We start from the raw sequence: 12,504 nt of genomic DNA, 5'->3' as shown, positions 1-12,504 counted from the left end.
TTATCTTATTTCCTGGCAAAGCTCCACCAACACACCGTTTGTTCCTTTTGGGTGTACAAAGCACACCAACTTGTTGTCAGCGCCTTTTTTTGGTTCTTCATTCAATAGCACAAACCCTTCTTTTCGAAGGCGCTCCATCTCGGTTTTTATGTCATTCACTTCAAAAGCTACATGGTGAATGCCTTCTCCTCGTTTTTCTATGAACTTTGAAATGGGGCTCAGGTCGTTAGTACCTTCAAGCAGTTCTATTTTGGTACTCCCTACCTTGAAGAACGAGGTCATTACACCTTCGGAGGCCACTTCTTCGCTCTTATACGGAGCAACACCCAAAAGCTTTTCGTAAACAGCATTCCCCTCACTGAGGCTTTTTACAGCAATTCCAATATGTTCTACGTTGGTCATTCAGGTGGAGGGTTGTTTGAAACCGATGGCCGATTGATTACTTTTGCAAAGTTGAAGAAACTTTTCTTCTTACGGAAAAGTTTCTAGTAATGCTGATTTATAGATCATTTGCTATAAAAATGCGTTAGGAGCTAGTATCAAACATTATTGTTTGGATGGAAATAAGAACCGATGTGCATGCCGATGCTGCCAGGGTACAAAATGAAATAAAGACCTACCTTGGCCTTAAAAGCAGCGAGTTGATTTTTGAGTATACTACGTTGGAGGGAGGTAAGGCCAAACTGGATCTTATTACTGTTAACCCCCGACACAATCAGTCGTTTCTGTTTCGCACAGAGATTGGGCTTGACAAAGTAGAGGCTCTCATCAAAATGCTCGACTACGTGAAGAGCTATCGGGAAAAGGAGTACAGCTACACCATTCAGTGGGTTTCCAAGGAAATGCGTGAGCTTCAAACTTCTTACTTCCGGGCCAAAAACATGTACGATGCGCTCGATAAATTGTATTACGGACGAGATGTGAACACGATGACAGTTTACAGTTGCGTTTTGAACCCAATGACGTAAAATTATGAATATAGGTATCACTGACATAGCCAAGAATAAGATCGTTGAATTCCGTGAGAAGGAAGGACACACCAACGACCACAACATCCGTGTGGCAGTGCAGGGTGGCGGCTGCTCCGGTTTGATGTACAACCTGGAGTTTGACTCAGAGTTGAAACCAACCGACGAGATTTTTGAGGACAAGGGGGTTAAAATTCTTGTCGACAAGCGCAGCCTGCTTTATTTGATAGGCACCACGCTTGACTTCAGCGACGGTTTAAATGGCAAGGGATTCCACTTTGTAAACCCCAATGCGACCCGCACCTGTGGTTGCGGGGAGAGTTTCGCTGTTTAGCCCCTTGATCATCGAATGCGAAAATATAAGGCCGTCAATTGACGGCTTTTTTTATTCCTCCAGGTGCTCCTCTGCTAGCTTTATTTCTTTTTCCATTCTATTGAAAAACTTGCTTCTTTCTTTCTCGGCACTACTGCTGATCAACGAGGACTTATTGATCAAATTGGCCAGATGATCTTCAGTAGACCGACAGAAAGAAGGGTCGGACGTGGAGAGAATGTTGAAAGTATTGTACGTCAGGAAAGCCACACGCTTGTCGCTCATTTTGAAAAATATAGAATTGTCGGCGATCAGAATTTCATTTTTATAAAGACTGAAGGCACCTCCCTGTTCGCCAGGCTTAGTCGATTTTGATCCTATCTCCGCAAAATGCCTGATGTTGCCTATCATATCATTGAGCTGGCCAAGAATGACTTTGTAAGACTTGTTGTCCTCGAACAGTCCGCACTCAAGATAGAACTGAAGCTGCTTGATCACCACAATGATAGTTTCATCGCTCCATATTTCGGTGCTGGGTATCTTGGCGTATAGCGACCAGATTTTATCACCTATTCCCTTGAGCACACCCGAAACATGGGAGGAAGAAAACTTCTTGTTTTCAAGCTCCGGGTAGCGAAGCACTGTTTTCATCCAGAAAAACATCTTAAATGCAGCCAGCTCAGGATAGGGGAAATAATAGAAGATGGGAATGTCTTTGGCGCAATACACTAACTCCTTGTCAGGGAAACTGTTGATCGTTTCCAGGTTGCCCTTTATGCTTTCCAGATATTTTTCAAATGTGAAGCCCGTGGTTGATACCTGCCTTACGTGGAACATGACAGTTTCTGACGTCTGAGCCAGCAGGGCGTCCAGCGAAATGCCAAACTTGTTGGAAAGCAGAGTGACTTCTTCAATGCTGAGCAGAGTCTCTCCCCGAATTCTCCTGTAGGCGCTGTCCCTGCTGATATTTAACAAGTCAGCCAGTTCTTCTGCAAAGGCGATATTGGCCGGGAGCTTCAGTCGGATTTGTCCAAGGAACGACGCCTGTATGTTGGGTGTTTCACTCAAGGTTTGGAGGCTGATAAGTATTGAAGTTGTCGTTTTCGACCCTCTAATATCTCCATTTGGAGATGGATTTGCAAAAAATGCAAATCCTATCTCCTGCTGACTCCTGCTGTTGGATTTTTTGCAAATCATTCCTATCCTGTCAGCGCACAACCGGATGACATTCATTTCGCTATTCCCTTACTTTGATATCATCAAACAAAAAAGGAAGCCGGTGGAGTGGTTATTTTTTAAACCCACACTTATTTTTTAAAACCGCCATCTAAGGTTATCAGCTATTCCGCCGGCACCTTTTGTTTCGGGCTACTAAACAAAAATATTATGGAAGCGAATTATGATATTTCGGTAGTGACGATCTTTTACTTCTTGGCTGCAATGGCTATGTTGCTTGTAGTTAAATTTCACTTTCCCCAGGGATTTTTTCTTAACCAGCTATCCAGATTGTTCAAAATTCACCGCCTGTTTTTCTAACAAGTATTGACCGGAGGACAAAGCTCTAATCCGCATAAATTCATTTATTATTGTATGGGTTATTTTAACACCATCTGAATGGGAAAGAAATTGCTATGCGCCCTGTCTTTGCTTTTTTGTGTGACGTTTGCTGAAGCGCAGATTACACAAACTGTAACTGGGACAGTGATTGAGAAAGAAACCAAACTACCACTTCCTGGTGTCAATGTTTTGCTGGCGGATACGCTTGGAGCTGTAGGCGCCGTGACGGATCTGAATGGGGTGTTTATTTTGAGGAGTGTGCCGCTAGGCAGGCGTTCTTTCAGGTTTTCGTTTATCGGGTATAAAGAGACATCACTCAACAACATCCTGGTTACTTCCGGTAAAGAGCTTTCGCTTGCTGTTGAAATGGAGGAGTCGGTGGAAGCACTTCAGGAAGTTGTGATTCAGGCATCGGCAAGCAACGAACCAATGAATGACATGGCGGTGGTTAGCGTCAGGGCTTTTACTGTGGAGGAAACCGACCGATATGCTGGAAGCCGGGGCGACCCTGCCAGGATGGCGTCCAACTTTGCCGGTGTTCAGGGTGCCGACGACTCACGGAATGATATCGTAATCAGAGGCAATTCCCCTCAGGGAGTACTCTGGCAGCTTGAGGGTATCAATATCCCGAACCCCAACCACTTTTCCATTCCGGGTACTGCCGGTGGGCCGGTGAGCATCATTAACAATAAGATCCTGGCCAACTCCGATTTCTATACCGGGGCTTTTCCGGCCGAATATGGTAATAGCATTGCGGGCGTTTTTGATCTGCGAATGAGGAATGGAAACAACCGGAGGCACGAGTTCAGCGGGCAGCTGGGTTTTTTGGGTACGGAGGTTTTCGGGGAAGGACCACTTTCGAAGAAGCATACTTCTTCTTACCTTTTTAATTACAGGTATTCCACCTTGTCGCTGTTCAGCAGCCTGGGAATTGATATAGGCACTTCTGCCGTTCCCAAATACCAGGACATGGCCTTTCGCCTTAACTTTCCCCTGGCTGGAGGCGGGAGTATTTCGGCTTTTGGTATTGGTGGGGACAGCGACATTGATATCCTGATCAGCGAGCAGAAAAAGCCTGAGCGCAATTTGTATGGCGAAAACGACCGGGATCAGTATTTCAGCACCAACATGGGTGTAACGGGACTCAGCTACACAAAGCCACTTGGCAGCAACACTTTAATGAAGGCAACGCTGGCCGCCTCTGCTGGTAGTCAGGATGCCCAGCATTATTATATCTACAGGCATGTGGATGCCGAAGGATTTTATGCTGTCGATTCCCTGCCTCAGATTCTTGGTTATCAGTTCAACCAGGCAAAATATTCAGCCATTCTCACCTTTTATCAAAAGCTGAACGCTAAAAACTCCCTTGTTTACGGCTTCAACAACGACCTGTACGACTTTAACTTTCTGGACAGCGCAAGGGTGCTTCAGGACGATGGAGTTGACTTCAGCGAGTTTACGGCAAGATGGAACTCGCAGGAGCAGGCTCTCCTTCTTCAGCCCTATGTGCAGTGGAAGCACAAGTTCAACGACAGACTAAGTTTGGCGTCGGGGCTGCACAGCCAATACTTTAGCCTCAGTAAAAGCTTTTCACCCATTGAGCCAAGAGCAGGGTTGGCCTGGCAAATGGGCCGAGGCCAAAGCCTCAATGCAGGAGTGGGGCTTCACAGCCAGATTCAACCCACCTACCTGTACTTTTATTCCAAGCCAGGGGCTTCAGGTCTTTACAATCAGGAAATGGACTTTACGAAGAGTGTTCATTATGTGGCTTCGTATGCTAAGATGGTCACTGCCAATATCCGGTTCAAAACAGAAGTGTATTACCAGTATTTGTTTAATATTCCTGTTGAGAAAAACAGCTCCTCTTTTTCTCTGGTCAACACAGGGGCGGGCTTTTCCCGATTCTTCCCCGACTCCCTCGTCAATACGGGAAAGAGCAGAAATTATGGCATCGAATTTACACTTGACAGGGCCTTTTCGGGCGGTTATTTTTTCATGCTCACCACCTCTCTTTTTGAGTCAAAGTACAAAGGCAGCGATGGTGTGCTCAGAGATACTGATTTTAATGGCAATTATGCAGTGAACGCACTTTTCACCAAAGAGTGGACGACCAGAAAAGACAATCTGATTGGCCTGGGAACCAAAATCACCAACGCTGGGGGTAGAAGGTATGGCCCGGCGGACCCTGTAGCTTCCGAGAGAGAAAAAGAGGTGATTTATGTTGACGAAACAAGGAATTCACTTCAATTTCCGCCTTACTTCCGAGCAGATATTCGCATCAACTACCGCATCAACAGGTCCAAACTCAGCCACGAAATTGCAGTGGATCTTGTCAATGTGTTGGGCATCAAAAATGTGCTGAAGCTGAGCTGGGCCCCCGATCAAACCGACCCTTCTGCTGACCCCATTCGCAGGGAATATCAACTCGGGTTTTTACCGCTGTTTTACTATCGGGTAGATTTTTCGCTATAACCGAAGCGACCGTGCCCGGCGGCTGATGGGTTTTGTCTAAGGCTGGCAAGAAATTGTTGAGTTGGTATAAACGGAAAAAATAGCTTTTGAACTGTAATATCCTTTATTTAAAGGCTACTAATTCAATATACTGAACCATTAATCAAACTAATTATGAAACGTTTATCCTATTTGGTCATCATTTTGGCCCTCACTTGCACCGGAATTTCAACCGCTCAAGCCCAGAATGTCGACGATATACTGACCAGCTATTTCGAAATCACAGGTGGACTTAGCAACTGGAAAAACCTGAAGAGCATGAAAATGACGGGTAAAATGCTCCAGGGGGGGCTCGAATTCCCCGCTACCATGTCGCAGAAGTACCCCAACAAGTTTAGAATGGATATTGATATTCAGGGAAAGAAGATCATTCAGGCTTACGACGGAAAAGAAGGATGGATGATCAATCCGCTGGCCCAAATTACTGAACCCAAAGTGCTTACTGCGGAAGAGGTGAAAGAAATGGAAGACAACCAGATGGAAGATGAATTCATTGACTACAAAAGCAAAGGACACGCTGTAGCACTGGATGGAGAGGAGAACATTGAAGGAACTGATTGCTTTAAAGTGAAGCTCACGAAGAAAAGCGGTGATATTGAATATCATTTTTTCGACAAGGACAATAATGTGCCAATTATGGTCAGAACCTTTGCCAAAACAGGCCCAACAGAGGGGCAGCCTGTGGAAACTTTCATGAGTGACTACGATGCTGTTGGCGATTTTATGCTTCCGTTTTCGATGACGACTAAGTTTCAGGGTCAAACTGTGATGCAGATAGTTGTAGACAGCTACGACCTGAATGCCACATTGGACGATTCGGTGTTTGCACTTCCTAAATAATATCGGGAGGCCTGCGTTCCAGCAGGCCTCTTTATTTTCCGCATTCAGTTAACCCAATTTCTATGAAAAGAATTATATCTGTGTGGTTGCCCGTTCTGGCGGCCATTATCATATCTCCGTTTTCTCTATTCGCCCAGTCTTCCATAAAAACAAGTGACCTTTTTGGAGACATCAGGGCACGCCACATTGGCCCGGCGCTTATGAGTGGAAGAATTTCTGACATCGACGTTGTCAATAGCAAGCCCGAAGTAATTTACGTCGGAGCAGCCGGAGGGGGCGTATGGAAGTCGCAGAGTGCCGGGGCTTTGTTTACACCGGTTTTTGACGAACATACCCAATCAATAGGTAAGGTGACCATTGACCAAAATCACCCCGACACTGTGTGGGTTGGAACGGGTGAAACCTGGGTAAGAAATAGCGTGTCGGTGGGAGATGGCATCTACAAAACCACAGACGGAGGTTCTTCATGGAAAAACATGGGGCTGAAAGACTCCGAAAGGATCAGCGATATTATTGTTGACCCCACCAACTCAAATACTGTGTATGTGGGCGTGCTGGGCCACCTATGGAATGATCACGAAGAGCGTGGGGTTTATAAAACCACCGATGGCGGGGAAACATGGGTAAAGCTGCTTTATGTCAATCCTCAAACTGGCTGCGCTGACCTGACGATGGACCCGGAAGACCCGAATACACTGTATGCAGCCATGTGGGACTTCCGCCGTACGCCTTACTCATTCAGGTCGGGAGGATCGGGAAGTGGATTACATAAAACCACCGATGGCGGAAAGACATGGACCAAAGTAACCCAGGGTCTGCCTAAAGGCACACTTGGCAGGCTGGCAGTGGAAATTGCGCCGTCTAATCGCAATATAATCTACTTATCGGTGGAGGCAGACAAGGAAGAGGAAAAGGGGCTCTACCGGTCTGACAATGCGGGTGAATCATTTGCCCTTGTCAATGGCGATTTTAACAATAAAGTGAGGCCTTTCTACTTTGCGAGGCTCACAGTTTCTCCCTCCAACGAAAAAATTGTTTATAAGTGTGGTCTACAGTTGATCATGTCGGAAGACAGCGGTGCTACCTTCAAAATAATCGATAGCGGCATGCACTCCGACATCCATGCTGTTTGGATTCACCCCACCGATTCAAAAATCAATATTGCAGGCACTGATGGCGGGCTTTACAGAACCCTCGACAATGGCAATACATATACGATGTTCATGAACCTGCCACTGGCACAATACTACCACGTGAGTGTTGACATGGAGGAGCCTTTTAATATTTATGGTGGGCTTCAGGACAATGGTTCATGGAGAGGGCCATCGAAAAGTCAGGGAGGTATAGCCAGCAAAGACTGGCAGTTTGTGCTTGGTGGGGATGGTTTTGCAGCCTATGTAGATTCGGAAGACAAAAATGTAGTGTATGCCGAAGCTCAGGGTGGTGAAATAAGCAGGGTGAACCTGCTCTCTGCTGACAGCAAGGACATCAAACCTTACCCAAGGGTTGGCGAAGCGGAGTTTCGTTTCAACTGGAATGCGCCGATTCACAAAAGCTCGTCAAACCCGAAACGACTTTACTTTGGTAGCCAGTTCTTGTTTATGTCGGAAGACAAGGGAGAATCATGGAAGCGACTTTCTCCAGACCTGACCACTAACGACCCAGCCCGCCAACAACAAAAGCAGTCTGGCGGCCTTTCTACCGATAACTCAGCTGCTGAAAACAACACAACGATTTATGCCATTGCCGAATCGCCGCTCGATGAAAAACTGATTTGGGTAGGTACCGACGACGGCAATCTGCAGGTAACAACCGATGGAGGAACTACATGGACAAATGTTTCTCCCAACATCTCAGGATTGCCTGCTAAAAGCTGGTGTACGAGCGTGGAGCCCGGTCATTTTGATAAAAACACTATCTACGTCACCTTCGATCATCACCGGATGGGCGACATACAACCCTACTTGTTTAAGAGTACTGATCTTGGCAAAACATGGGTTTCACTTGCAACACCCGATATCTCTGGCTACGCCTTGTCGGTGCGGGAAGATTTAGTGAATGAGAATCTGGTATTTCTTGGGACTGAATTCGGGCTCTACATTTCAGTGGACGGCGGATCAAATTGGGGTAGGTTCTCCAACAACGTGCCGAAAGTTGGAGTCAGAGACATGGTTATTCATCCAAGGGACAATGCCTTAGTATTGGCAACCCATGGCCGGGGTGTTATCATTATCGATGATTTACCAGCGCTGAGGGCACTGACTCCTGAGGTCATGGACAAACCTTTTACTTTTTTTGATAGTCCTCAAGCCTATACTTCAGGCTTTGATTTCGGTGGTGGTTGGTTCGGTGGAGCAGGCGAATTTGTAGGGCAGAACCCCAATGAAGCTCCTCGCATCATCTACTTTCAGCAGAAGCGGCATGTGTTTGGTAAAATGTTCATTCAGGTGTTTGATGAGGCGGGTAATATGATAAAGGAACTTCCGGCTGGCAAGTCGGCTGGTGTCAATATTGTGGATATGCCCACCAGAATGGAAAAGCCAAAGGCAGCTCCTACCAACAACCGAATGTCGCTGATTGGTAATGTCTTTGGGCCTGACCTTCCTGGCGGCACCTATAAGGCAGTGGTGACGAAGGGTAAGGAAGCTTTTGAGACTACTTACACTGTTGGCTACGATCCCAGGTCGCTACACTCAGTGGAAGACCGAAAGCTGCAGGAGCAAACTGTGCGGAAACTTTATGATATGACAGAGCAGATGGCATGGGTGTACGATGTGTCTTCGAAGTTGCAGCAGCAAGCTGAAGATTTGGCCAAAGGCCAGCCTAAGCTAGCAAAGAAGGCGACAGCCTATGCCAGGTCGGTTCAGACATTTAAAGACAATTTGGTGTTTCTTGGAGGGGATTTCTATGTCAATGAGGATGAACGCCTCAGTGAGAAGATAAGTCAAATTTACGGCACAATCACCCGCTACCCCGGCAGGCCTTCACAGTCTCACCTTGATAGAATAGCCACGCTGGAAGCTGATTTTAAAGTCGAACAGCTGAAATTTGCTGCCTTGACTGGCGAAGAGCTACAGAAATTAAATTCGGCTATTGAAAAAGCGGGAGGAGAGACACTGAAAGCGCAGAGCTTTGAGTCATTCAAAGCGAGTGAATAAATGAAAAACTGCCCTGTTTGCTCCAAAAGCGAAAACAGGGCAGTTTTTTATCAGTATTCTCGTTTCTCACCTTAAACTCAACTCACTGGAGTATTTTCGCCACCAGTTTTTATCGGTTGGGTTGTCGAATAAATGCACCCATTCACCAGGAGTCGGGGTAACGGTTTTTATTTTGTGCGCTTCAGCCAGTTCATTCAGCCATTTAATGGGCTCATACCAGCTGTGCAGGGCCAGGTCGAAAGTGCCCCAATGGGTGGGGTAGAACTGCCCGCCCTGAAGCTGAAGAAATGCTTCAACTGCCTCTTCAGGGTTAAGGTGGATGTCGTGCCAGGCAGTGTCATAGGCGCCAATTGGCATAAGCGACATATCGAAGGGCCCGTATTTTTGCCCGATTTCAGCATAGCCGTCAAAATAGCCCGAGTCTCCGGCAAAGTAGATATTGCTTTCTCCGAACTTCAGCACCCATGAGCACCAAAGGGTATTGTCCCTGGTGAATAACCTTCCCGAAAAATGCCGGGCTGGTGCGGCAGTAAAGGTGTAGCCATCACCTTGGTAGCTCTCCCACCAGTCTTTTTCAACAATATTTTCTTTGGGCACGCCCCAATGCTCCAGGTGCGACGACACGCCAACTGGTACAATGAACTTTTTCACCTTGTTTTTCAGCGCTAGTATAGTGGGGTAGTCCAGGTGATCATAGTGGTCGTGCGACAGCACTACTGCCTCTATGGCTGGTAATTTTTTTGGATCGATCGGCGATGGGGCATAGCGCTTCGGCCCCATCCATTGGAAGGGTGAAGCTCTTTCGCCTAACATGGGGTCAAGCAGAAAGTACTTTCCTCCGGCGTGAATGAGCACTGCGGCGTGGCCCAGCCAGTTGAGGTAAACGCCCGTCTTGTCAAGCACATTGATAATGTCACGATTAGCCTCTTGAAACTTGTAGGCACTAGAGGGCGCTTTCTCCGTTTTTCGCCTCATATACCGCCCCATCACCTGAGGCATGTCTTTGAGAGACGCTGCGGTGGTGCTTATCGGGTTTTGAAATCGTCCTTTCTGGTATTGATCTGATCGATTGATGACCTCTTTTTCGGGAGCCTTGCCGAAGCTTTTTATCATGCTAACAATGTTTTACTTATGAAGACGATCAAGGTTCGGTTTTACTTTATTTTCCTTTTATGATCACAGACTATTCCTCTCTTTGTATCACAGCTGAGTCACAAATATAGGTAGGGATAATGCCTGTGGTTTTGATTCTCACATCTGCTTGCTCGGGCAATGTGTTGCCCGTGAGAACGAGCACGGTATCGAGCCCAAACTTATTGCCCCCAATAATATCGGTGATAAGCGTGTCCCCCACCATGAGTATGCTCTCTTTTCCAGGCTTCACACCATTGTTAAGGGAATGCTCATAGGCAAAGTTGAACATTTGAGCGTCGGGCTTACCAAAGCGGATAAATTGTTTTCCCACAATGGTTTCTACCATGTCGGCCAGGCTTCCCACGGCAATCGCTACTTCGTGCTTTGCCACAGGGTAGGCATAGTCAGTATTAGCAACAATAGCCGGAATATTCTTCATTCTCAGCAAGTTCACCACCTTGTTGATATCATGGTTCCAATCGAATCCTTCGTCATCCAGAAACACCAGTGCATTGATATCGTCGGTATTGTCTATGTCAAGCTTGGAAATTGGAACCGTTTTTAAATCATTGGTTTCGATGTAGTGAGCCGACTCCTCAGTGCCTAAAAAGGCCACCGCCCCTTTCTTCACCTTCAGGGTTAAGTACTCTTTGGCCAACATTCCTGACGACACTATTCTGTCTTCTGTAATATTGGGTATGCCAAGCTTTTGGTACTTTTCAGCCAGTTGCAGCGGGCTTCGGGAGGCATCGTTGGTCAGGATGAAATAATTAATACCCTGTTCTTCCAGATAGGTGAAGGTGTTTTCTATACCAGGGATGAGTCCTTTATAATTTTTCAACACCCCAAATGCATCGAAAAAGACCGTTTTGTATTTTGAAACGACCGACTTGAAACTTCTAATGCGCATTAGCTACAGGTTTAAAGCCCGACAGATCTTATCAGAATCAAAGGTCTTGTCGAGGCTGGGAAAATAGATTTCGAAGGCTTCCTGTCGCAAGCGACTGGAATAAAGCTCATGAAAGAAATAGCGCCCGTCTTTTACCACATAATTGAGGATAAAAAAGCGGTAGGCTTCCTTCATGAATAGAACTTCATCTTTGGTTAATGGGTAAACTGCATGATAGGCCTTAAGGAAAATCAGGAAGCGATCTTCCATCAACGGATCAATCAGATAGCTAAAGATAGTACGATCTCCGATATCTGACGTCACCCGACTGAAAAAGTAGAAATCCATGACCCTGCTACTCATCCTGAACCAGTCATAGTCCCACCGGGAATAGAACTTAAAATCTTTTGTCACAGAAAAATTTCCAATGTTCCAATCGATAAAGACGGGAATCGTGTCAAAGTTTTGTGCTTTTAGTTTGTCACTGTTTTCGTACAGCAATTCACACTGCTGAAGGATGGTGTCACGGTGACCACGGTACTCAAAGCGGCCCGGTGCAGTGTCCAGTATTTCTACTAGCTGATCAAGGTCGTCCTTCGCTTGCTTAAAATTGCGTGGAAGTGTATTCCTTACTTTTTTGCAAGCTTTGTGAAATTTGGCAAGTTCCTCACCCAAAATACCAATTTGAGTTTCATTCAACCTCTTGGGTGGTTTTCTGTCAATTTTGATAGGGTTGTAAAAGACAACCCAGGCATCCAGAAGGCTATTTTGATACCGGTAGGTAAATAGCTGTCCGTGCTTGGTAAGTGACTTCGCTACAAAATTCTCGAACGGATCGGGCAGGTTGTTGGCCAGGGCGTTGATGATGGTATGGTCCTCTACAAAGTGCTGGTACCGCCCAAAATAGGAAAGCTTAGCGACTACCAGACTGTCGTCTTCAAGTTTTACACGGTAGACATAATTGGTTGAAACCTTGGCGCTGATGTCCGTTATAGATTTGATGCACTGGCTGGGGTCGTATTCGTGCCAGGCCTCTCTTATTATTGTTGTGAAGTCGAAAAGTTTTTGCAATTGAATCAGGGGTTATATGTTCTTATGTTGGTATTCGATTGTCTAAAGGCCGTTGTAGGCCCT

General features: G+C 46.2%; 10 protein-coding genes. 5 read left to right on the top strand and 5 right to left on the bottom strand.

The window, feature by feature from the left end; all coding sequences use genetic code 11:
• On the bottom strand, positions 1-402 hold the full coding sequence (gene mce / locus RIG68_RS18300; RefSeq protein ID WP_350125483.1) for a methylmalonyl-CoA epimerase: 402 nt from the start codon (positions 400-402) through the stop codon (positions 1-3).
• Positions 403-557: 155 nt separating this feature from the next.
• On the opposite strand from mce, the gene RIG68_RS18295 reads away from it, so the two are divergent.
• A complete protein-coding gene (locus RIG68_RS18295) occupies positions 558-968 on the top strand; it encodes a hypothetical protein (protein ID WP_151997263.1) in 411 nt (136 codons plus the stop codon).
• Between the two features lie 4 nt (positions 969-972).
• Positions 973-1,302, top strand: coding sequence for a HesB/IscA family protein (locus RIG68_RS18290; protein ID WP_151997262.1), 330 nt, complete (start codon positions 973-975; stop codon positions 1,300-1,302).
• A 51-nt stretch (positions 1,303-1,353) separates the two neighbouring features.
• On the opposite strand, the gene RIG68_RS18285 is transcribed toward RIG68_RS18290, so the two are convergent.
• Entirely contained in the window at positions 1,354-2,349 is a 996-nt protein-coding gene (locus tag RIG68_RS18285) for a helix-turn-helix domain-containing protein (protein WP_350125480.1), read from the bottom strand.
• 546 nt (positions 2,350-2,895) lie between these two features.
• Here RIG68_RS18285 and RIG68_RS18280 point away from each other — a divergent pair.
• From RIG68_RS18280 to RIG68_RS18270, 3 genes are all read left to right on the top strand, one after another.
• On the top strand, positions 2,896-5,310 hold the full coding sequence (locus RIG68_RS18280) for a TonB-dependent receptor (RefSeq protein WP_350125477.1): 2,415 nt from the start codon (positions 2,896-2,898) through the stop codon (positions 5,308-5,310).
• A 153-nt stretch (positions 5,311-5,463) separates the two neighbouring features.
• Positions 5,464-6,189, top strand: coding sequence for a hypothetical protein (locus RIG68_RS18275; protein WP_350074456.1), 726 nt, complete (start codon positions 5,464-5,466; stop codon positions 6,187-6,189).
• 62 nt (positions 6,190-6,251) lie between these two features.
• The gene (locus RIG68_RS18270; protein ID WP_350125474.1) at positions 6,252-9,347 is read left to right on the top strand and encodes a WD40/YVTN/BNR-like repeat-containing protein; all 3,096 of its coding nucleotides are present in this window, start codon (positions 6,252-6,254) and stop codon (positions 9,345-9,347) included.
• Positions 9,348-9,413: 66 nt separating this feature from the next.
• Here the strand turns inward: RIG68_RS18270 and RIG68_RS18265 are convergent, their stop codons facing one another.
• The 3 genes from RIG68_RS18265 to RIG68_RS18255 all read right to left on the bottom strand — a co-directional run bounded on the left by RIG68_RS18265 (position 9,414) and on the right by RIG68_RS18255 (position 12,441).
• Entirely contained in the window at positions 9,414-10,460 is a 1,047-nt protein-coding gene (locus tag RIG68_RS18265; protein WP_350074460.1) for an MBL fold metallo-hydrolase, read from the bottom strand.
• A 70-nt stretch (positions 10,461-10,530) separates the two neighbouring features.
• Positions 10,531-11,391, bottom strand: a complete 861-nt coding sequence (locus tag RIG68_RS18260; protein WP_151997256.1) for an HAD-IIA family hydrolase — start codon at positions 11,389-11,391, stop codon at positions 10,531-10,533.
• A 3-nt stretch (positions 11,392-11,394) separates the two neighbouring features.
• On the bottom strand, positions 11,395-12,441 hold the full coding sequence (locus RIG68_RS18255; protein WP_350125471.1) for an aminoglycoside phosphotransferase/kinase family protein: 1,047 nt from the start codon (positions 12,439-12,441) through the stop codon (positions 11,395-11,397).
• Positions 12,442-12,504: the final 63 nt, after the last annotated feature.

The organism is Imperialibacter sp., from assembly GCF_040222385.1.
Classification (GTDB): Bacteria; Bacteroidota; Bacteroidia; order Cytophagales; family Cyclobacteriaceae; genus Imperialibacter.
This window is presented reverse-complemented; position numbering and strand designations above follow the sequence as displayed.